The organism is Novosphingobium piscinae, from assembly GCF_014230355.1.
Lineage (GTDB): Bacteria > Pseudomonadota > Alphaproteobacteria > Sphingomonadales > Sphingomonadaceae > Novosphingobium > Novosphingobium piscinae.
Map to the genome: position 1 here is coordinate 42,495 of NZ_JACLAX010000017.1, position 21,121 is coordinate 63,615.

Annotated in this window: 17 protein-coding genes; 11 read left to right on the forward strand and 6 right to left on the reverse strand. The window is 70.6% G+C overall.

From position 1 onward, the window contains the following. Nucleotides 1–68: 68 nt before the first annotated feature. The 6 genes from H7F53_RS14250 (at nucleotide 69) to H7F53_RS14275 (ending at nucleotide 8,371) form a co-directional block, all read left to right on the forward strand. On the forward strand, nucleotides 69–1,508 hold the full coding sequence (locus tag H7F53_RS14250; protein WP_185680174.1) for a spinster family MFS transporter: 1,440 nt from the start codon (nucleotides 69–71) through the stop codon (nucleotides 1,506–1,508). A 2-nt stretch (nucleotides 1,509–1,510) separates the two neighbouring features. Next, nucleotides 1,511–2,971: a carotenoid oxygenase family protein gene (locus tag H7F53_RS14255; RefSeq protein ID WP_185680175.1), complete on the forward strand. Its 1,461-nt coding sequence runs from the start codon at nucleotides 1,511–1,513 to the stop codon at nucleotides 2,969–2,971. A 28-nt stretch (nucleotides 2,972–2,999) separates the two neighbouring features. After that, a complete protein-coding gene (locus H7F53_RS14260; RefSeq protein ID WP_185680176.1) occupies nucleotides 3,000–4,445 on the forward strand; it encodes an NAD-dependent succinate-semialdehyde dehydrogenase in 1,446 nt (481 codons plus the stop codon). Nucleotides 4,446–4,463: 18 nt separating this feature from the next. Then, on the forward strand, nucleotides 4,464–5,540 hold the full coding sequence (locus H7F53_RS14265; protein ID WP_185680177.1) for an amidohydrolase family protein: 1,077 nt from the start codon (nucleotides 4,464–4,466) through the stop codon (nucleotides 5,538–5,540). Then, nucleotides 5,537–6,046 (forward strand): DUF3237 domain-containing protein, encoded by a 510-nt coding sequence (locus H7F53_RS14270; RefSeq protein WP_185680178.1) that lies wholly within the window; start codon nucleotides 5,537–5,539, stop codon nucleotides 6,044–6,046. Before H7F53_RS14265 ends, H7F53_RS14270 begins: the two co-directional genes overlap by 4 nt. Before the next feature lie 201 nt (nucleotides 6,047–6,247). Continuing rightward, nucleotides 6,248–8,371, forward strand: a complete 2,124-nt coding sequence (locus H7F53_RS14275; protein ID WP_185680179.1) for a putative bifunctional diguanylate cyclase/phosphodiesterase — start codon at nucleotides 6,248–6,250, stop codon at nucleotides 8,369–8,371. On the opposite strand, the gene H7F53_RS14280 is transcribed toward H7F53_RS14275, so the two are convergent. Continuing rightward, complete coding sequence (locus H7F53_RS14280) at nucleotides 8,368–9,255, reverse strand: tetratricopeptide repeat protein (RefSeq protein ID WP_185680180.1); 888 nt, start codon at nucleotides 9,253–9,255, stop codon at nucleotides 8,368–8,370. The two genes, H7F53_RS14275 and H7F53_RS14280, sit on opposite strands and share 4 nt — an antisense overlap. A 12-nt stretch (nucleotides 9,256–9,267) precedes the next feature. Next, a complete protein-coding gene (locus H7F53_RS14285; RefSeq protein WP_185680181.1) occupies nucleotides 9,268–10,017 on the reverse strand; it encodes an alpha/beta hydrolase in 750 nt (249 codons plus the stop codon). Between the two features lie 88 nt (nucleotides 10,018–10,105). On the opposite strand from H7F53_RS14285, the gene thrS reads away from it, so the two are divergent. Beyond that, nucleotides 10,106–12,097 (forward strand): threonine--tRNA ligase, encoded by a 1,992-nt coding sequence (gene thrS, locus H7F53_RS14290; protein WP_185680182.1) that lies wholly within the window; start codon nucleotides 10,106–10,108, stop codon nucleotides 12,095–12,097. Nucleotides 12,098–12,121: 24 nt separating this feature from the next. Here the strand turns inward: thrS and H7F53_RS17860 are convergent, their stop codons facing one another. After that, complete coding sequence (locus tag H7F53_RS17860; RefSeq protein ID WP_281384811.1) at nucleotides 12,122–12,253, reverse strand: hypothetical protein; 132 nt, start codon at nucleotides 12,251–12,253, stop codon at nucleotides 12,122–12,124. A gap of 81 nt (nucleotides 12,254–12,334) precedes the next feature. Here H7F53_RS17860 and H7F53_RS14295 point away from each other — a divergent pair, with 81 nt between their 5' ends. Then, nucleotides 12,335–13,441, forward strand: a complete 1,107-nt coding sequence (locus H7F53_RS14295; protein ID WP_185680183.1) for a hypothetical protein — start codon at nucleotides 12,335–12,337, stop codon at nucleotides 13,439–13,441. A gap of 98 nt (nucleotides 13,442–13,539) precedes the next feature. Here H7F53_RS14295 and H7F53_RS14300 read toward each other — a convergent pair whose 3' ends face one another. From H7F53_RS14300 to H7F53_RS14310, 3 genes are read right to left on the reverse strand one after another with little or no spacing between them, the layout of a single operon-like run. After that, nucleotides 13,540–14,166, reverse strand: a complete 627-nt coding sequence (locus H7F53_RS14300; protein ID WP_185680184.1) for a hypothetical protein — start codon at nucleotides 14,164–14,166, stop codon at nucleotides 13,540–13,542. Further along, complete coding sequence (locus H7F53_RS14305; RefSeq protein ID WP_246438920.1) at nucleotides 14,163–15,176, reverse strand: agmatine deiminase family protein; 1,014 nt, start codon at nucleotides 15,174–15,176, stop codon at nucleotides 14,163–14,165. The genes H7F53_RS14300 and H7F53_RS14305 overlap by 4 nt, the downstream gene beginning before the upstream one ends. Before the next feature lie 4 nt (nucleotides 15,177–15,180). Continuing rightward, a complete protein-coding gene (locus tag H7F53_RS14310; protein ID WP_185680185.1) occupies nucleotides 15,181–16,872 on the reverse strand; it encodes a M28 family peptidase in 1,692 nt (563 codons plus the stop codon). Nucleotides 16,873–16,995: 123 nt separating this feature from the next. Here H7F53_RS14310 and H7F53_RS14315 point away from each other — a divergent pair, with 123 nt between their 5' ends. From H7F53_RS14315 to H7F53_RS14325, 3 genes are read left to right on the forward strand one after another with little or no spacing between them, the layout of a single operon-like run. Continuing rightward, nucleotides 16,996–19,749, forward strand: a complete 2,754-nt coding sequence (locus H7F53_RS14315) for a bifunctional [glutamine synthetase] adenylyltransferase/[glutamine synthetase]-adenylyl-L-tyrosine phosphorylase (RefSeq protein ID WP_185680186.1) — start codon at nucleotides 16,996–16,998, stop codon at nucleotides 19,747–19,749. After that, a complete protein-coding gene (locus tag H7F53_RS14320) occupies nucleotides 19,749–20,219 on the forward strand; it encodes a peroxiredoxin (protein WP_185680187.1) in 471 nt (156 codons plus the stop codon). The genes H7F53_RS14315 and H7F53_RS14320 overlap by 1 nt, the downstream gene beginning before the upstream one ends. After that, entirely contained in the window at nucleotides 20,216–21,043 is an 828-nt protein-coding gene (locus H7F53_RS14325; RefSeq protein ID WP_185680197.1) for a ferritin-like domain-containing protein, read from the forward strand. The genes H7F53_RS14320 and H7F53_RS14325 overlap by 4 nt, the downstream gene beginning before the upstream one ends. The last annotated feature ends 78 nt before the right edge of the window (nucleotides 21,044–21,121 follow it).

The following is a 21,121-nucleotide window of genomic DNA, read 5'->3' on the forward strand; positions in this document are numbered from 1 at the left end:
AGGGGGCGGTAGCTAGGAGACTATCGTTGACTTGTCAATGATGAGAAATCATGGGGAGAGGCCTGGCGATGCAGCGTTCCGGAACCGAGGCCGCGTCCGGATCGCGCGTGCCCGCCACGGCGTCCGGGACCGGCGGTGCCGCGTCGGCCCCAGCTTTCTCTTCCGCCTACCGGCGCTGGCTCCTGCTGCTGATCCTGCTGGCATCAGCCTTCGGCTACATCGACCGCGTGATCATCCAGACGCTGGGCCAGGCGATCAAGGAGGATCTCCGTCTGACCGATTTCCAGCTCGGAATCCTCGGCGGCCTAAGCTTCGCCCTGCTGTACTCGACGCTCGGCCTGCCGATCGCGCGGCTGGCCGAGCGGGCCAACCGCCTGCGCATCATCGCGGTGTCGATCGGGGTGTTCTCGGGGATGGCCCTGTTGTGCGGCACGGCGATGAGCTTTGCCCAGCTGTTCCTCTACAGGATCGGCGTGGGCATCGGCGAAGCGGGCGTCCAGGCGCCCAGCGTGTCGCTCCTCGGCGATCACTTTCCCGCCCACCGACGGGGGATGGCGCTGGGCATCATGAAGCTGGGCTCACCAGTTGGTTCGGTCACCGGTGCCGTGGCCGGCGGCTGGATCGCGCATGCCTACGGCTGGCGTGCCGCGCTGATTGCGATGGCCGCACCCGGCCTCGTGCTGGCCCTGCTCTACCTGCTCACACTGCGCGAGCCGCCACGCGGGCTGAGCGATGATGCGGGCGCGCCCGCCACCGACGAACCCTTGCCACCGTTCTCGCAGGTCATGCGGCTGATGCTGGCGCGCGCCGAGTTCCGCCACCTGCTGATCGGTCTCGCCCTCGCCACGATGGGCCTCTACTCGGCGGGGGCTTTCGTCACCGCCTTCTTCATCCGCGTGCATGGCCTGACCCTGGCGCAGGCTGGGCTCTACTTCGGCGTCCTGAGCGGGATTTCGGCAACCACCGGGATGCTGGTCGGCGGCTATGCCATCGATGCCATCGCCCGGCGCGGTCCGCAGTGGTACGGGCTGTTCCCGGCGCTCGGGCTGGTCATTGCGGCACCGCTGTACCTGGCCGGCTATTCCGTGGCCGACGCGCGGCTCAGCCTGGCCCTGCAGACCCTGGCAGGGGCCTTCCTGCTGTTCCACAACGTGCCGACGCTGGTGGCCTTCCAGAACATGGTCGGCCTGCGCATGCGGGCCTCGGCGGCCTTCGTGTTCTTTTTTGTCTCGACGCTCGTCGGCATCGGCTTTGGTCCGACCCTGCTGGGTTGGCTGAGCGACAGCTTCGCGGCACGCGCCTTCGGCGCAGGTGATTTCGCGCAGAGCTGCCCGGGCGGCAAGGCGGTTCTGGCCGACCTTGCGGGGCGTTGCCGGCAAGCCTCGGCGATAGGAGTCAGGCATGCCTTGATGGCGGCGGTGGCGCTGATGCTGTGGTCGGCCATCCACTACGCCATGGCAGCCCGGCGGATGACGATGGCCGCTGACAATCCAACAGGAAAGGCTTGACGGTGCAATTTCCCGCGACCCGCAACTTCACCGGCTATTTCGCTCCATCGGGGGTGGAGGCCGACGTCCGCGACCTGCGCGTCATCGCTGGCGCAGTTCCGGCCGATCTGGATGGCGCGTTCTACCGGGTCGCGCCCGACCCCCAGTTTCCCCCGCTGGGCGGGGATGACATCTGGTTCAACGGCGATGGCATGGTCACCCGTTTCCGATTTGCCGGTGGACGCGTTTCGCTGCGCCAGCGGTGGGTGCGCACCGACAAGTTTTTGCGTGAACAGGCCGCGGGCCGCGCGCTGTTCGGGGCCTATCGCAATCCCCTGACCGACGACCCGTCGGTTGAGGGCGAGATCCGTGGCACTGCCAATACCAATGTCGTCCTCCATGCCGGCAAGCTCCTGGCGCTCAAGGAGGACAGCCCGCCCGTGGCAATGGACCCGGAAACCCTCGAGACCTTGGGCACCTGGGATTTCGGGGGCCGGATGACCAGCCAGACCTTTACCGCCCATCCCAAGATCGATCCGGCCACCGGCGAAATGCTGGCCTTCGGCTATGCCGCCAAGGGCCTATGCACGCGGGACATGGTTTACTATGTCGTCGATCCGGCTGGTGACATCGTCCACGAGGCGTGGTTCGAGCTGCCCTACTACTGCATGATGCACGACTTCGGGATCACGCAGGATTACGTGATCTTCCATGTCGTTCCGATCGTCGGCAGCTGGGATCGGTTGCGCGAGGGCAAGCCCCATTTCGGCTTTGACACCAAGCTGCCGGTCTATCTGGGCATCATGCCGCGTCGCGGCCGGGCGGAGGAGTTGCGCTGGTTTCAGGCACCGACCGTGTTTGCCAGCCACGTGATGAATGCCCATAACGACGGCACCCGGGTCCATTTCGATACCGTGATGTCGGCGGGGAACATGTTTCCGTTCTTCCCCGACGTCGACGGGGCGCCGTTCTCGCCGGAGGCGGCGGCCGGGCGTCTGACCCGCTGGACCGTGGATCTGCAGGGTGACGATCCGACCATCCGGATGACGCGGCTGGCCGATGTGGTCGGCGAGTTTCCGCGCATCGACGACCGTTTCGCAGGTCGCCGCAACCGTTTCGGCTATCAGCTCGGGCAGGATCTGACCAAGCCGTTCGACATCCCCGGCGGGCACAGCGCCACCGGCTTCATCATGAACACGCTGGCCCGCATTGCCATCGATACCGGCGAGGTGGACAGCTGGTGGTGCGGGCCTCAGTCATCGCTGCAGGAACCCTGTTTCGTGCCCCGCACGCCCTATGCCGGGGAAGGCTACGGCTATCTCGTGGTGATCGAGAACCGGCTGGCCGAAATGGCCTCACGTCTGCTGCTGTTCGACGCGCAGACCCCCTCGCTCGGCCCGCTTGCCACGCTGGAGATCCCGTTCCGGATGCGCCCCGGGCTGCATGGCAACTGGGTGCCGGGCAGCACGATCGGCCAGGCCTGACACGTTCACAAGGGTTCAAGGATCAAACATGACTGATGCGGCTCCCGCCAGCTATCCCCAGCTGGCGATACATCTTGACGGCGCATGGCTCGGATCGGCCGGGCGCAAGACCTTCGACGTGGTCAACCCGGCCACCGGGGCCGTGCTCGGGGCGGTGCCGCTCGCGGACAGCGACGATCTCGACCGGGCGCTGGCGGCGGCTGCGCGCGGGTTCGGGCTGTGGCGCAAGGCCTCGGCCGATCAGCGCAGTGCCGTGCTGCGCGGCGCGGCCCTCCGGTTGCGTGAGCGCCGCGAGAGCATCGCGGCCAACGCCACCGCCGAGCAGGGCAAAACGCTCGCAGAAGCCCGCATCGAAGTGGAAATGGCCGCCCGCCTGTTCGAGTTCTACGCCGAGGAGACCTTCCGGCTCTATGGCCGGGCGCTGGTGCGTCCCACCGGCCAGCGCGCGCTCGTGGTGAGCGAGCCGGTCGGCCCGGTGGCAGCCTTTGCCCCCTGGAACTTTCCGATCTGCAACCCGGCGCGCAAGCTGGGTGCTCCGATTGCCGCCGGTTGCTCGGTGATCCTCAAGCCGGCCGAGGAAGCGCCGGCGTCGGCCATGGCTGTGCTCCAGGCGCTGATCGATGCCGGACTGCCCGCCGGTGTCGCCCAGCTGGTGTTCGGTGTGCCGGATGCGGTCTCGCGTCAGCTGCTGGCGAGCCCCGTGATCCGCAAGGTAAGCTTCACCGGATCGGTACCGGTCGGCCGGCAGTTGATGGAGCAGGCTGCGGCCACGCTGAAGCGGTCGACCATGGAACTGGGCGGCCACGCCCCGGCGATCATCTTCGAGGATGCCGATATCGAGCGGGCCGCCGACATCCTCGCGGCCTCCAAGTTCCGCAATGCCGGGCAGGTCTGCATCTCGCCAACCCGCTTCTACGTGCATGAGGCGGTCCACGATCGTTTCGTCGCGGCCTTTGCGCAGCGTATCGCCGTAATCCGCACCGGCAATGGCGCGCATGACGGAGTGACGATGGGGCCGATGGCCAACGCCCGCCGCCCGCAGGCGATCGGCATGCTGGTCGAGGATGCCGTGGCCCACGGTGCCCGGCTGCATGCAGGCGGCGGTCCGGGCGAGGGGCCGGGCTTCTTCTGGCAGCCCACCCTGCTGACCGACGTGCCGATGACGGCGCGGATCATGAACGACGAGCCGTTCGGGCCGGTGGCGATCACGGCGCGCTTTGCCGGCTTCGATGAAGTGGTGAGCCTCGCCAACCGTTTGCCGTTCGGACTCGCGGCCTATGCCTTCACCGAGAACGGACGCCGCGCCAACCTGATTGCCGACGCGCTCGAGGCCGGCATGGTCGGGATCAACGGCACGGCCGTGGGCGGTGCGGATGCCCCCTTCGGCGGGGTCAAGGACAGCGGCCACGGATCGGAAGACGGCCCCGAAGGGGTCATGGCTTGCCGCGTGATCAAGACCATCCATCAGCTGTAATCCGGGAAGGACAAGCGCATGACAGACCCCACGGCGAGACCGCAGACCGGCGGCACGCAGGGCTATCTCCGGATCGCCACCGAAGAGGCCTTTGCCACGCCGGAGATGATCGAGCTCTACCGCCAGCAGCTTGCCCTGCCGGACTGCGATCCCGGGGTGCGCAGCCTCGTCGGGTTCTATTTCACCCATGAAAGCCCGCGGGCCCGCTTTGTCCGCGAACGGCTGCTCGACATCGACGCCTTGCGGATTGCCGACATGGATGCTCGCGGCATCGACATGCAGGTCATCGGGCTGACCTCGCCCGGCCCCAACATGCTACCGGCCGACCAGGCGACCGCGCTGGCCGAGATCGCCAACGATCGGCTGGGCGAAGCCTGCGCGAAGCATCCCGACCGGTTCATCGGTCTGGCGGCCTGCGCGCCGCAGGATCCCGAGGCCGCCGCGCGCGAGATCGAGCGCAGCGTGGGCCGCTACGGCTTCAGGGGGGTGATCATCAATTCCCACATCCAGGGCGAGTATCTCGACCATCCGCGGTTCCGGCCGGTCCTGGCGACGATCGAGCGGCTGGGCATCCCGCTCTATCTTCATCCTCAGACCCCGCCGCGGGCGATGATCGGACCGCTGCTCGAAGCAGGGCTCGACGGGGCGATCTTCGGGTTCGGGGTGGAAACGGGCTTTCATGCCCTGCGGCTGATCACCAGTGGCACGCTCGACCGTTTCCCGGGGCTGCGCGTGGTCATCGGCCATATGGGCGAGGCCCTGCCCTTCTGGATGGCGCGGCTCGACTTCATGCACAACGCGCAGGTCACCTCGCAGCGCTACGAGATGCTAAAGCCGATCGCCAAGAAGCCATCCGATTACCTGCGCGAGAACTTCTACATCACCAATTCGGGGATGGCCTGGGAGCCGGTTATCCGCTTCACCCAGCAGGTCCTCGGCACCGACCGGGTGCTCTACGCGATGGACTATCCCTACCAGTGCCCGGTGGAGGAGGTGGCCATGCTTGACCGGATGGACATGTCCGATGCGGACAAGCGGCGTTTCTTTCAGACCAATGCGCAGGCCGTGTTCGGTTTGGAGATCACGGGCCGATGACACCGCACCCCCTGCTCGATCAGCCCGCGCCCGCCGAAGATCCCTTCGCCCTGCGCTGGACCCACGCCTTCGACATTCGGCTGGCCTTCGCCGAGCGCATGACCATCGGCCCGGTCGTCGCCGGCGGCCCCAGCCAGGCCTATACTCCGGTCGGCCAGGGCTCGACCGTGTCGGGGCCGCTGCTGAACGGGCGGGTGATCGATTTCAGCGGAGCCGACTGGCCGAGCGTGCGCAGCGATGGGGTGGTCGAGTTGGCGGCGCACTATCTGCTCGAGGCCGATGACGGCACGCCGATCTACATCCGCAATCTGGGCTATGTGCATGGACCGCAGGCTGATCAGGGCGTGCCCGCCTATTTTCGCTGTACGCCTTACTTCCGGGCCCCGGCGGGCGCCCATGACTGGCTGAACCGCAAGGTGCTCGTCGGTATCGGCCAGCGCCGGCCGAAGCTCACGGCAGACGATCCGCCCGATCATTCGCTGTTCCGTTACTACGTCATCCTTTGACGCGCGCGCCAGGCTCTACCAGGGCGGGGTGACACCGCGGCACCCGTCCCGGACAGCCCGGCCCATCCCGTAAAACACCGTAGGCACGGACTACCGGGTCCCAACACTTGTCGGCTAGGTCCGTGGCCCTGACAGCCGCGGAGTTTGCGGAACTCAGCCAAGCCGGGCAGGCCCGCCCGGCTTGAACCTGACGGGGCACGCATGAGCTTGCGGATCGGCCGATCCAGCCTGATCAAGAAGGCTGCCGAGGACACGGCCAGCGCCGCATCGTCTGCGCCGGCCTTCGCCCTTGGCCAGTCCTTCCTGGAAACCTTCGAGGCGGTCGGCGGCGGCTATTTCTGGACCGCCGACGCGGCCGGCTTGCTCGGCTATCTGTCGCCCCGGGCCCGGCGCGATCTGCTCGGCGAGGGCGGGAGCACGGCCGAGCCGGAGGCGCGGGTCCGCCTGGTTGATCTGTTCGAACCCCTGGTCCGGTCCGATGGCGAGACGGCGCGCACCTTGCCCTTCGCGCTGGCCCGCCGGACCCGTTTCGAAGGCCTCTTGGTGCGGCGGTCGACCCCCCGCGATGAGCAGATCTGGGAGGTGGCCGGCGAGGCCGTATTCGACCTGACCGGGGCGCATACCGGCTATCGCGGGATCCTGCGCGATGTCACCGCGCAGCAGCTGCACGCGCGGGCAAAGGACCAGCTCGACCGCTACGATCCGCTCACCGGCCTGATCAACCGCCAGACCATGGGCCGGCTGCTCGAGCAGATCCTCACCAGCTACGACGCCGGCGCGCGCACCTGCACGGTGATGCTGCTCGATCTCGACCGCTTCAAGCCGGTCAACGACGCGCTGGGCCAGGCGGTCGGCGACGCGCTGCTCAAGCAGGTGGCGGACCGGCTGGTCACCCTCATCGGCGACCGCGAGGCGATCTGCCGCCTGGGCAATGACGAATTCCAGATCGTGCTGCGCGACCAGGCCGGCCAGGACCACCTTGGCCGGCTCGCCGGGCGGATCGTCGACATGCTTTCGCAGCCCTACCGGATTGGCGAGCACCGCTGCACCATCGGCGCGTCGATCGGTATCGCGATCAGCCCGCGCGATGGCACCAACGCCGCGGAACTGACCCGCAATGCCGATCTCGCGCTCTATTCGGCCAAGCGTAGCGGGCGCGGCGGCTTCCGCTTCTTCACCACTGATTATCTCAAGGCCGCCACCGAGCGCCGGGCGCTGGAACAGGACCTGCTGCGCGCGCTCGAGCTCGACCAGTTCGAGCTGTACTACCAGCCGGTGGTCGAGGCTCGGACCGACCGCGTTGTCGCAGCCGAGGCCTTGCTGCGCTGGAACCATCCCGAGCGCGGGCTGATCTCGCCGGCGCAGTTCATTCCGCTGGCCGAAGAATCGGGCCTGATCGGCCCGCTCGGCGAGTTCGCCCTGCGGCGCGGCTGCGCCGATGCGCTGCACTGGCCGGCGATGCTGCGGGTGGCGATCAATGTCTCGCCGCTGCAGTTCGGCGACGAGGACGATTTCGTGAAAGTGGTGCAATGCGTGCTGCGCCAGACCGGTTTGCCGCCCGAGCGCCTCGAGCTCGAGATCACCGAAAGCGTGTTCCTGCAGAACGACGACAAGGTGCAGCGAATCTTCCGCGGCCTCAAGGCGCTGGGCGTCCGGCTTGCGCTTGACGATTTCGGCACCGGTTACTCGTCGCTCGGCTCTCTGCGTCAGTCACCCTTCGACAAGCTCAAGATCGACCAGAGCTTCATCCGCGGCGCGACCGAGCATGCCAGCCGCAACCGGCCGATCGTCGAGGCGACCGCCTCGATGGCCCAGGCCCTGCACATGGTGACCACGGCCGAGGGGGTGGAAACCTTTGACCAGCTCGATCTCGTGCGGGCGCAGCGGGTCACCTATGTCCAGGGCTACATCTACAGTCCCCCGCTCCCCGCCGACGTCTTCCTGACCCTCGCCCGCGACGACTGGACGATCGCCCCGGCCGGCCCGGCCTGCCAACGCGCCGAACGCGTGACCACCTATCGCGCGGTCGGACTGGTCCACCAGGACAGCTACCAGACCGCGACCCTGCGCAATCTCTCGAGTTCCGGGGCGCTGGTCGAAGGTGTCGCGGGCATCGCCCCGGGCGATCCGGTCGCGCTCGACATGGGCCATGGCCAGATCGTCGTGGCGCGCGCCGTGCGGACCGACGGGGCCCGGCTGGGCCTGGCTTTCGAGGTGCCGCTCGTCGCCGATGGCGCGGGCGGTCTGTGCACATTGCGACGGGTCTCGAGCTTCGATCTTCAGCAGGCCGGTCTGCCGGCGCCACCCGAGGCGCGCCGGCGCTAGCGCCCCGTGGCCGGGGCCGGTGCGGCCACCGGGGTGGCTGGGCCGAGCTGCGCCAGATAGCCTTGCGCGGTCTCGGCCAAGGGGCTGTCCGGCGCGACCCGGATCACCGATTCCCAGGATTTGCGTGCCGCCTCGGCGCGGCCGGCCAGCAGCGCGATGACCCCTGCCTCGAGCCCGATGTCAGGGTCGACCGGGCGCAGCTCGGCGGCGCGCTCGATCAGCGCCTGGGCCTCGGCGAGGCGACCCTGGCGGCGCGCCAACGTGGCCGAGAGCAGCCATGGCTCGGACTCGCCCGGAGCGGCGCCACGCGCCTCGGTGAGGGCCGCGCCAGCCTCGACCTGGCGGCCGAGCGCGACCAGCGCGCGCGCCCGGTCCAGCGCGATCGGGGCAATCAGCGCCGGATCGGCCAGGCCCTTGGCCTCGGTCCGCGCCGGATCGAGCGCGGCCAGGGCGCGGTCGGCCGCGCCCCGGGCCAGCGCTGCATTGCCGGCCATGGCGCCCAGCCGGGCGCGCAGCAGGCGATCGCTGCCGGCCTGGCCCAGCGCGGTCAGGAAGGCCTGCTCGGCACCGGCCCAGTCCTCGCCGCGCACCCGCGCCGTACCGAGGCACAGTCCGGCCTCGGCCGCGGCGTGCCCGCTCGCTCCGGCCAGCCAGGCCGTGGCGGCGTCCTGCCCGGCCGCAGCCGATTCCTCGACGGCCGCCAGGCACTCGCGCAGCCGCGCGGTCTCGGCCGGGCGCGCCGCCGGCGGCGTCGCGGGCCGCGTGCGGGGTGGGCGGCGGACCGGTTCGGGGAAGGGCGTGCCGGTGGTTCCCGGCGCGGTGAACGGCCCCACCTGGGCCACCAGCGGGAGCAACGCCGCGGCAAGGAGCGGGAGCAGGGGCATCGGGTACTCCGGTCAGAGCTTGGCGCGCAGGGCCTCGGCCGTGCGCAGCAACAGGGCCAGGTCCGGATCGCGCGACAGGCGGTGATCGCCGTCCTTGACCAGCGTCACCTGCACCGCGTCTGAACGCAGCGCCGCTGCCAGCCGCAGCGCGACCTCCCACGGCACGTCGGCGTCGCGCTGGCCGTGCAGCAGGTGGACCGGTCCGGCGAAGGCGATCGGCGCACCCAGCACGCGGTTGGCCTGACCATCGCGCCAGAACCCGGGGTGGGTCGGCGTCGGCTCGGACCCATAGGGATTGTCCTCATAGAGCACCTCGCCGGTCGCCAGCAGCGCCTGCTGCGCGGCATCGTAGCCCCATTCGGTGAAGTCGGGCGCGGCGGCGATACCGAGCAGACCGCGCACCTGGTGCGGGCGGGCCAGCGCCACCAGCAGCATCAGCCACCCGCCCATCGAGCTTCCCGCCAGCAGCAGCGGCCGGCCCGGACAGATCGCGTCGACCAGCGCCAGCACCTCGTCGCGCCAGCGCGAAAGCGTGCCGTCGGCGAAGCGGCCATCGCTCAGCCCGCAGCCCGCATAGTCGAGCAGCAGACAGCCACGTCCGGTGGCGAGGGCCTGGTCGAACAGGGCGACGGCCTTGCCACCGGCCATGTCGGACTTGTAGCCAGGCAGGAAGACCAGCACCGGATCGGGGGCGGTGCCGGGGGTGTGGCGGTAGGCCAGGCGGCGGCCGTCGGGCAGGGTGTGGAACTGCGGCATGGTCATGCCGTCCTGATGCGCCGCCGCGCGCGTGGCGACAAGCCCGCCGCGGAACCCGGTTGATGGCGCCCCCGCCCTGCTTTAGGGGGTCACCATGTCCGAACTCCTCAAGATCAGCCTGCCCGACGGTTCCGTGCGCGAGATGCCGCAGGGCTCGACTCCGGCCGACGTCGCCGCCGCGATCGGTCCCGGCCTGGCCAAGGCCGCGCTCGCGGCGCGGATCGATGGCGAGCTGGTCGACCTCACCCGGCCGTTCACCGGCGACGCCAGCCTGGCCCTGATCACCAGCCGCGACGAGGCCGAGGCGCTCGATCTGGCGCGGCACGACTATGCCCACGTCCTCGCCGAGGCGGTGCAGGCGCTGTTCCCGGGCACCCAGATCACGTTCGGACCGTCGACGGACGACGGATTCTACTACGACTTCGCGCCCAAGGACCGCCCCTTCACCGAGGAGGACCTGCCCGCGATCGAGGCCGAGATGCGCCGCATCATCACCGCCAACAAGCCGCTGCGCCGCGAAGTGTGGAGCCGTGAGCAGCTGATCAGCCGGTGGTGGCAGCAGGGCGAGAGCTTCAAGGCCGAATGGGCTGCCGAACTGCCCGAGGGCGAGGAGCTGACGGTCTACTGGTCGGGCGACGACTGGCTCGACATGTGCCGCGGCCCGCACCTGCCCAGCACCGGCAAGCTCGATCCCGCGGCGTTCAAGCTGACCCGGGTGTCGGGCGCCTACTGGCGCGGCGACCAGAAGAACGCGATGCTCAGCCGGATCTACGGGACCGGCTGGCTCAACAAGAAGCAGCTCGATGCGCACCTGACGCGCCTGGAGGAGGCGGCCAAGCGCGATCACCGCAAGCTGGGCGCCGAGATGGACCTGTTCCACCTCCAGCAGGAGGCCCACGGGTCGGTGTTCTGGCACCCCAAGGGCTACAAGGTGTGGCGCGAGCTCGAGGCCTATATGCGCCGCGCGATCGACGCGGCGGGCTACCGCGAGGTCAAGACCCCGCAGGTGATGGACGCGCGCCAGTGGGAGCAGTCCGGCCACTGGGGCAAGTACCGCGAGAACATGTTCGTGATCCCGGACGAGGTGCCCAACACCGAGGACGAGGGACCGATCGTCTCGAACGACGCGCAGTGGATGGCCTTGAAGCCGATGAACTGCCCGGCGCATGTGCTGATCTTCCGCCAGGGGCTGAAGTCCTACCGCGATCTGCCGCTGCGGCTTTACGAGAACGGGTGCTGCCACCGCAACGAGCCGCACGGCGCGCTGCACGGGCTGATGCGGGTGCGCCAGTTCACCCAGGACGATGCCCACATCTTCTGCCGCGAGGACCAGATCGTGGCCGAGGTCCGCGCCTTCTGCGAGCTGGCCGACCGGATCTACAAGGACTTCGGCTTCACCTATGCGATCAAGCTGGCGCTGCGCCCGGAGAAGCGCTTCGGCAGCGACGAACAGTGGGACCAGGCCGAGGATGAGCTGCGCAACGCCGTGGCCGAGGCCGGGCTGGCGACGCCCGAGTACGGCTGGGAGGAACTGCCGGGCGAGGGCGCGTTCTATGCGCCCAAGCTGGAATGGCACCTGACCGACGCGATCGGCCGCACCTGGCAGGTCGGCACGATCCAGTCGGACCGGGTCCTGCCCGAGCGGCTCGACGCCGCCTACATCGCCGAGGACGGCGAGAAGCACCGCCCGGTCATGCTGCACCGCGCGATCTTCGGCTCGTATGAGCGGTTCATCGGCATCCTGATCGAACACTTCGCCGGCAAGCTGCCGGTGTGGCTCGCTCCGGTCCAGGCAGTGGTCGCGACGATCGTCTCGGACGCCGACGACTATGCCCGCGACGTGGCGGCGCAGCTTGCCGCCGCCGGGATCCGGGTCGAGACCGACACCCGCAACGAGAAGATCAACTACAAGGTGCGCGAACACTCGCTGCAGAAGGTCCCGCACCTGCTGGTGGTGGGCAAGCGCGAGGCCGAGGAAGGCACCGTGGCGATCCGCACCCTGGGCGAGGAGCGCCAGCGCTTCGTGTCGCTGGCCGAGGCGATCGAACTGTTGAAGAGCGAGGCGACCCCGCCCGATCTGCGCTGAACCGGCTTGTCGTCGGGGCGGCGATCAGAAGACCGGTAGCGCGCGGTCAGCCAGGATCAGGGCAAGCGCGCAGCCACCGACGATGACCATGCGCAGCCGGTCCTGCAGGGCAGGGCGCAGCGGAGTCGCGGCAACAAGGGCGAGGGCGCGGGCCATGGCGGGATCATGCTCGGCGAGTCCTTGCCAAACCGTTAAGTGCCAAACCGGTAAGCCCGGCTGTGGAGGAAGGAGATGGCCATGGCATGCCGCATTGCCCCTGCGCTGGCTATGGCCGGTCTGCTGATCGGCAGCGCCAGCCCGCTTCCCGCCAGCGCCGGGACGTCCGCGCTGGTCGGGCACTACTACCTGTCCGGGGTGCGCGAAACCGGGTCCGAGCTGGTGCTCGGCGCGGACGGGCGCTTCGCCTGGTTCCTCAGCTATGGCGCGCTCGATCAGACCGCCGAGGGGACCTGGCGCCGCGAGGGTGATGCCGTGATCCTTGCGGCCGACCCGCCCGATCGCAGCAAGCCGCTGTTCGCCGCGCTCGATCGCGAGGACTGGAGCGTCGAGGCCGAGCAGGCGGTGCTTGACTTGCAGGCCGATGCCGCCGCCGCGGCCGCGCTGGCGCGGTGCCCGTTCCTGGCCGCGGGCGATGTTGCCATGGCCAGCGCTGCGCCGATGCTGGTTACGCCCGCCGATCCGCCCCCGTCCGTTGCCGCGCTGCGGGCCCGGGCCCTGGCCGCGCGCCAGCAGGCCGAAACCTTGCGCCGCGCTGCGGAGGCGGCTGCCCGGGAGGCAGTGGGCGATGCGGCGCACCCGCCTGCGCCGGAGCAGGTCGAATCGGCCCGTGCCGCGCTGGCCGCCTGGCGCGAGGCGCAGGGGGCCGCGCAGGACGCCGCGCGATCAGCCGGAGCGGCCGCATCCGACCTGCCCGAGGCGGCTTTGCCCGCGCCCTGCCTGGCAGCCCCGCCGGCCCGGGCCGACACGCTCCCGCCCGAGCGGTGGATCGGCGGCCTGGCGGTGCGCGTGGTCGAGCCGAACTACCGCCAGGGCATTGGCGGCGTCATCGTGACGGTCAGCTTTGCCAATGGCCAGGCCGAGCGGCTGGAAACCGGCCGGCGCGGGCTGGCGATCCGGCCCGGCCCGGCGCCAGCGGCGCTCACGGCGGTCACACTGGATCTCCCCGCCGCTCCGGGCCGCGCCCAGCGCTTCGCGGTCGCGCCGCTGCCGCGCGGGGTCCTGCATTTCGCGATCGATGGCCGGCAGCTGATCGAACCGCCTTTTGCCACCCTGCGGTTGCGGATCGACGGCGCGGCGCTGGTGCCCGATTCGCTCGGGCGCGGGCGGTATGAACGGGGGCGCTAGAATCTTGTCCCCTTACGGGGAAGCGGTACCGGCCCGTGCCCCCAGATGTGTCCGTTGAACCGCAGCGGGGTCTGGCGTCGGGCCAGACCGGACAACCGCTAGAGCCGCTTGCCGGTGCGGTCGATCAGGTCGATCCGGTAGCTGCAGCCGTACAGGGTCTTGCCCGGATGCGAGCTGACGTTCGAGATCGACCGCGCGATCACGGTATGGGTGCCGAAGCTCGCACCATCCGTGGCTGGTTCGGTTACGTCGGTCAGCACCTTCTGCCCCAGAAACTTGCGGAACGGCCGGCCGGCCTCGATCTCTGCCCGGGTCGCCCGGCCGGCCTGGACCAGCCCGGCGATCAGGCCTTCAGGATCGGCAGCGTTGGCCACGCCTTCTGGACCGGCCACCACGGCGGGATCGGCCAGGTCCAGCACGGCCAGGATCGCGCTGGAGCTGAACGCGATCCGCCGGGTGCTTTGGCCGGCCACCGTGATCGGGGCGGGCAGCTCGTATTCGGCCAGGAACGGGTTGTCGGTTTCGATCCTGCGCCAGTGCCGCTGCACCGCGATCCCGTCCTCGCCGTCGACCGCCAGGGCGAAGCCATTGTATTCGGGCGCGGTCAGGTGGCAGGCGATCGCGTCGACCTCGCTGACCCGGGCCGGATCGAACGTCTCCCCGGCTGCGCCCGCCGGCGCGGTGGCAAGCCGCAGCAGGGCGGCGAGCGCGGCGGCCCGCCTCATCCGCCGGCCGCCGCGAGCGGCAGGGCCGCCGGCATCTGCTGGCTGGCGCAGTGGAAGCTGCCGCCGCCGGCCAGCACGGCATCGGCCATCAGCCCGATCACCGCGCGGTCGGGGAACAGCTCGGCCACCGCTGCCACGCCCTCGGCATCGTGCCGGGTGCCGTAGATCGGCACGACGACGAGGCGGCTGGTGATCGCGAAATTCATGTAGCTGGCGGGCTCGATACGGTCGCCGGTCATCACCCGGCCGGGCGAGGGCACCTCGCGCACGGTGACCCCACAGGCCTCGGCGCGCGCCTTGGCATCCGCGTAGATCGCCGCATTGGGATCATCCGGCCCGGTCGCGCGGGGCAGGGCCAGCACACCCGGCGCGACGAACCGCGCAAGGTTGTCGACGTGGCCGTCGGTGTGGTCGTTGATCAGCCCCTCGCCCAGCCACAGCACCCGGTCGTAGCCGAGGTCCTGCGCCAGCCGCGCCTCGATCTCGGCCCGGCCAAGCGCGGGGTTGCGGTTGGGGTTGAGCAGGCATTGTTCAGTGGTGACGACCAGCCCGGTGCCGTCGCCATCGAGCGCCCCGCCCTCGAGGATCCAGTCGGCCGTGGTCACCGCCAGCCCGGCATCGCGGGCCAGCTCGGCGCCGATCGTCTGGTCGCCGTCCATCAGGTACTTGCCGCCCCAGCCGTTGAAGCCGAAGCGCCGCGCGGTGCGCGTCCCGTCGGCGGCGCAGACCACCAGCGGGCCGGTATCGCGCAGCCAGACGTCGCCATAGTGCCGCCGCTCGAGCGTGACCGCGCCGCCCACCAGGCTGCGCGCCCGCGCCTCGTTGGCGGCATCGCGCACGATCAACCGCACCTCCTGGCCGCTTTCGGCCACGGCGCTGGCGAAGGCCGCGATCTGCTCCTGCGCCGCGCCGAGGAAGCCAGGCCACTCGACCGGATCGTGCGGGAAGCCGATCCATAGCCAGTCCTGCGGATGCCATTCGGGCGGCATCATCGCCGCAGCCGGGGTCATCGCCTCACTTCGCCGGCTTGGCCGGCTTGGCCGGCGCCGCCGCGGCCGTCCGGCTGGCATCGCGGATCGCGCGGAACTCATCGGTCGGCAACCAGTTGGGCCAGCCGGTCCCGTCGGCCAGCTCGCGGCCCAGGCGGTAGGCGAGGCTTACCTCCTGGACGATCCCGCTCATGTCCCAGTCCGCTGAATAGTGGTCGTTGGGCTGGTGATAGCGGTTGCGGGTGTAGTCCTCGGCCGCGGCCTGGCCCGCCGCGGTCCCGCCGACCTCGAGGTCGTTGCCGCGCCCGAAGCTGTAGACCGGCACGCCCCGCTTGGCGAAGCTGAAGTGGTCCGAGCGGTAGTAACCGCCCCGTTCCGGGTTCGATTCGGGCGATTCGCGCAGCCCCAGCGCGGCCAGGTGCTTGCGGAACAGGGTGTTGAGCTCGGACTTGTCGCCGCCCGACATGGTCATGTCGCGCGAGCGGCCACCGGGCGCGAGCCCGTCCAGGTTGACCCCGCCGACCGTCCGGGCCAGCGGAAAGACCGGGTTGGCGGCATAGTACTCCGAACCCAGCAGGCCCGATTCCTCGAGCGTCAGCGCGATGAAGGCCTGGCTGCGGCGCGCCGGACCGGCCTGGGACTGGGCCTGGGCCAGCGCGACGATGCCGGCGACGCCTGTGGCATTGTCGACCGCGCCGTTGCAGATGTCGTCCCCGGTGGCATCGGGCTTGCAGCGGCCGAGGTGATCCCAGTGGGCCGAATAGAGCACCACCTCGTCCGGCGCGCCCTTGCCCGGAAGCAGCCCGACCACGTTGTGCGAGACCGAGGTCTTGACCTGGTTGCGGAAGCTGTAGCTGGCCTTCAGGCCCAGCGGCACTGCCTTGAACCCCGGCCGGGCGGCAGCGGCGCTCAGCGCGGCGAAATCGTGCCCGGCGGCGGCGAAGATCTTCTCTGCGGCGGGCTTCTGGATCCAGCCGTTGGCCTCGGTCTGGTCCATTCCCCTGTTGGGGGTCTGGATGAAATTGCGCGTGCTGGTGCTCTCGATCACGTTCCAGCCATAGGCGGCGGGATAGGTGTCGTGGACGATCAGCACGCCGCGCGCGCCCTGGCGGGCCGCCTCCTCGTACTTGTAGGGCCAGCGGCCGTACCAGGTCATCCGGCGACCCTTGAACAGGCCGGTCTCGTCGCTGGCGGCATAGTCCGGATCGTTGACCAGCACGACCACCACCTTGCCCTTGACGTCGACCCCGGCATAGTCGTCCCAGCCCAGCTCCGGGGCGCGGATGCCATAGCCGACAAAGACCAGTTCGGCGTCGGTGATCGCGGTTTCGGGCACCGCGCGATAGCTGAACGCGACGAAGTCCTTGACCGGCTGGAAGCTCAGCGCGGCCGACCCGCCGGTGACCGTCAGCGGGGAAAACTGGCTGCCGGTGATCGAGACCGTCGGCACCGGCTGCAGCCACTCGCCCCGGTTGCCCGGCTTGAGCCCGGCGGCCTTGAACTGGGCGATGATATAGTCGAGCACGTAGGGCTCGGCCGCGGTGGCGGGGCCACGGCCCTCCATCGCGTCGGAGGCCAGTGTCGCGATCACCCGGCGCATCAGCCCGTCGTCGATGGTGGGGGCAGGCCGCCCCTTCGGCGCGGCGGTGGCGGGCAGGGCGCCCAGGGCCAGGGCGCCAAGCGCGACGGAGCCAAGCACGGTGCGCAGAGGGGGCATCGGAATCCTTTCCAGCAAGACGGTCTGCGCTCTCTTGGCGCGGTCCGGAGACGGGGACAAGCCACGCCTTGATCCGACGCGCCCGAACGGGCATCGCAGCGCCATGAGCCAGGATCGCAGCGCATGACCGGCGGCCCGTCCGCGCCGGCGCCGGACTGGGGCGGGGCCCTCGCCCGCGCCGCCGCCCATGCCCCTTTCCTCGCCGGGCTGATCGCGCGCCAGCCCGCGCTGGTTGAGCGGCTTGCCGCCGGGGCCGGAGACGAGGCGCTGGCCCTCGCCCGGTCGGCCGGCGCAGGCGCGCCCGATATCGGCACCGCGCTGCGCCGCGAACGCCGCGCGCTGGCGCTGGTTCTGGCGATCGGCGATCTTGCCGGGGCCTTTCCGCTGGCGCGGGTCACCGCCGAACTGTCGGCCTTCGCCGACCGGGCGCTCGACGCGGCGATCCGCGAGGCGCTGCAGCAGCGGGTACCCGAGGCCGAGCCGGCCGGGTTCATCGCCCTGGCGCTGGGCAAGCACGGTGCCGAGGAGCTCAACTATTCGTCGGACATCGATCCGATCCTGCTGTTCGATCCCGAGCGGATGCCGCGGCTGGCGCGCGAGGAGCCCGGCGAGGCGGCGGCCCGCTATGCCCGGCGGGTGGTCCAGACGCTCGCCCGGATCGATGCCGAGGGCTATGTCTTCCGCGTCGACCTGCGGCTGCGCCCGGCGTCGGAGGTGAGCCCGCCGGCGCTCTCGCTCGATGCCGCGCTGACCCATTACGAAAGCTCGGCGCTGGCCTGGGAGCGGGCCGCCTTCATCCGCGCCCGCGCCTGCGCCGGCGATATTCCCGCCGGCCAGGCCTTCCTCGCCGCGATCCGGCCGTTCGTCTGGCGCAAGAGCCTCGATTTCGGCGCCATCGCCGAGATCGGCCGGCTCACCGCGCGGATCCGCGAGGCCAAGGAGGGACCGCTCCGCCCGGGCCCGGGGTTCAACCTCAAGACCGGGCGCGGCGGGATCCGCGAGGTCGAGTTCTTCGCCCAGACGCACCAGCTGATCCACGGCGGGCGCAATCCGGCGCTGCGCCTGCGCGGGGTGCGCGCCACGCTGGATGCGCTCGCCGCGGCGGGGCTGATCCATCCCGAGAACGCCCGGGTGCTGGGGGACAGCTACGACCGCCTGCGCACGCTTGAGCACCGGTTGCAGATGGTGCTCGACCAGCAGACCCACGCCCTGCCCACCGACCCCGCCGCGCTCGACAATGTCGCCCGCCTCGACGGCCTGCCTGACGGGGCCGCGCTGGTCGCCGAGCTGACCGCGATCACCGAGGCGGTCGGCAGCCGTTACGACACGCTGATCGCCGCGCACGGCAATCCCTCGGGCGCCAGCATGGTGGTCCCGGCCCAGGGCTCGGCCGAGGCGGGTGGCGCGGCCCGCAGTCTGGTCGAGCAGCTCGCCGCGCTGGGCTTCGATGATGCCGCGGGCCTGGCCGAGCGGGTCGAGGGCTGGAAGGGTGGCCGCGTCCGCGCGCTCCGCTCCGAGGCGGCCCGCGCCGCCTTCGACGCGATCCAGCCCGCCCTGCTCGCCGCGCTGGCCCGCTCGCCCGAACCGGTGCGCGCCTTCAACCGCTGGGAGCAATTGCTGACGCGGCTGCCCAGCGCGCTCAACCTGTTCCACCTGCTCGAGGCGCGCCCGGCGTTGCTTGAGCTGCTCGCCAAGGTGCTGAGCCTGGCGCCGCCGCTGGCCGATGCCCTGGCCGCCCGGCCCGACCTGCTCGATCCGCTGATCGACGCCTCGGCTTTCGACCTGCCCGGCGGGGTCGCGGAGCTGGTCGCCGAGTTCTCGGCGGGCGAGGCCGACGACGACTACGAGCGCCTGCTCGACCGCGTCCGGCGTCGCGTCGGCGAGCGGCGCTTCACGCTCGGCGTCCAGCTGATCGAGGGTGCGACCGATCCGCTCGCCCTGGCCGCGGCCAATGCCCGCGTGGCCGAGGCGGCGCTGCGGGTCCTGGCCGATGCCGCCACGGCCGAGTTCGAGGCGGCGCACGGCAAGGTGCCCGGGGGCGAACTGGTCGTGCTCGGGCTTGGCCGGTTCGGCGGCGGCGCCCTGACCCACGCCTCCGACCTCGACCTGATCTACCTGTTCACCGGCGATTTCGCGGTCGAATCGGACGGGCCGCGGCCGCTTGGCGCCTCGCTCTATTTCAACCGCCTGGCCACCCGGATCAGCGCGGCGCTGTCGGTGCCGACCGCGGCCGGGGCGCTCTATGAAGTCGACACCCGGTTGCGCCCCTCGGGCACCCAGGGGCCGCTCGCCGCCAGCCTCGATTCGTTCGCGCGCTACCAGCATGAGCAGGCCTGGACCTGGGAGCACATGGCGCTGTGCCGGGCGCGCCCGGTCTATGGCTCGCCTGCCGCGCAGGCGGCGCTGGCGGCGATCGTGGGCGAGGTTCTGCTGATCCCGCGTGACCGCGCAAAGCTGCGCAGCGACGTGCTCGAGATGCGCGCGCGGATGGCCGCGCACAAGCCGCCGCAGGGGCCGCTTGACGCCAAGCTGCTGCGCGGCGGGCTGGTCGATCTCGAGTTCATCGTCCATTTCCTCCAGCTTGCCACCGGCCAGGGGCTCTCGCCCGCGCTGCCGCAGGCCTTGCGTGGTCTCGCCGGGGTGGGCCTCGTGCCCGAGCGGCTGGCGCTCGCCCACGATCGGCTGACCCGGCTGCTGGTCGCGGCCCGGTTGCTGGCCCCCAAGGCCGACGAGCATCGCGCCGGACCGCGATCGGCGCTTGCGGCGGCCACCGGATATGCCAATTGGGACAGCGTGACGGCCGGGCTGGTCGAGGCGAGGACGATCGTCGCGGAGGCCTGGCGGCAGGTGTTCGAAGACAAACTGGAGATCGCGTGATGAGCAACCCGGGTGTGGGAGACAAGCTCCCCGACATCGCCCTGACCACGCCCGAGGGCGGCACGGTCAAGCCTTCGGACTTCGCCGGGCGCAAGCTTGTGGTGTTCTTCTACCCGAAGGACGACACCCCCGGCTGCACCACCGAGAACCTCGACTTCTCGGCCCTCGCCGCCGACTTCGCGGCGGCCGGCACGGCACTGCTCGGCGTGTCCAAGGATCCGCCCGCCAAGCACCAGAAGTTCGCCGCCAAGCACGGCCTGACCGCCCCCCTGGCGAGCGATGCGGAGACCGGCGGCCTGTCCGACGCGCTCGGCATCTGGACCGAGAAGGTCAACTACGGACGCACCTATATGGGCATGGTCCGCACCACCTACCTGATCGATGCGCAGGGCGTGATCGTGCGGGTGTGGGACAAGGTGAAGGTCAAGGGCCACGCGGCCGAGGTGCTGGCCGCCGCGCAGGCGCTCTGACCCTGCCCGCTGCCCCGCCTCCCTCCGTCGCCGCGGCGATTCGCGGCGCGCTGCTCACCGCCGACCCGCTGGCCAAGGCCCGCGCCACCCGCGCGGTCGCGCGCGACTGGCGGCTGGGGCGGCTGGCGGCCGAATTCGACGTGGCCATGCCCGACCGCCCGGCCCGGCCCGCCGAACCTGAGCTGCTCCCGCCGGGCCGGATGCCCAAGCGCGGCCGCGGCCAGTCCGAGCGCGGCCGGATCGCGCTGTGGCACGCCCTGGCCCACATCGAATTCGTCGCGATCGATCTCGCGCTCGACATGGCCGGGCGCTTCGGCGCGGCCATGGGGCGCGGCTTCGTCAGCGATTTCCTGGCGGTCGCGGCGGACGAGGCGATGCATTTCGTGGTGGTTGCCCGCAAGCTGCGCGCCCTCGGCAGCCGCTATGGCGCGCTGCCCGCCCACGATGGGCTGTGGGAATCGGCCGCGGCCACCCGCCATGATGTCGCTGCCCGCCTTGCCGTGGTGCCGATGGTGCTCGAGGCGCGCGGGCTTGACGTCACGCCGGCCACGCTGGAGCGCGTGCGCGCAAGCGGTGACAGCGGCGGTGCGCGCATTCTCGCTCGCATCCTTGACGACGAGATTCGTCACGTCCGAATCGGTGTAAAGCATTTTGTCGCAGCGGCCGATCGGTGCGGCGAACCGCCGGCCGAACTCTGGAAAAGCTTGGTTTCCCGCCATTTCCGCGGGTCCGTTAAGCCGCCGTTCAACGACTCGGCGCGGGAGTCAGCCGGTCTATCGCGCGATTTCTACGCGGCTGTTGCCATGCCGCAACGCGCCGGTTAGCCCCTTAACCATCGAGACGGCGGGGGGTTCCGACCATCTCAGCAACGCACGCCTTGCGGCTGGCCATCCGTCCAGACG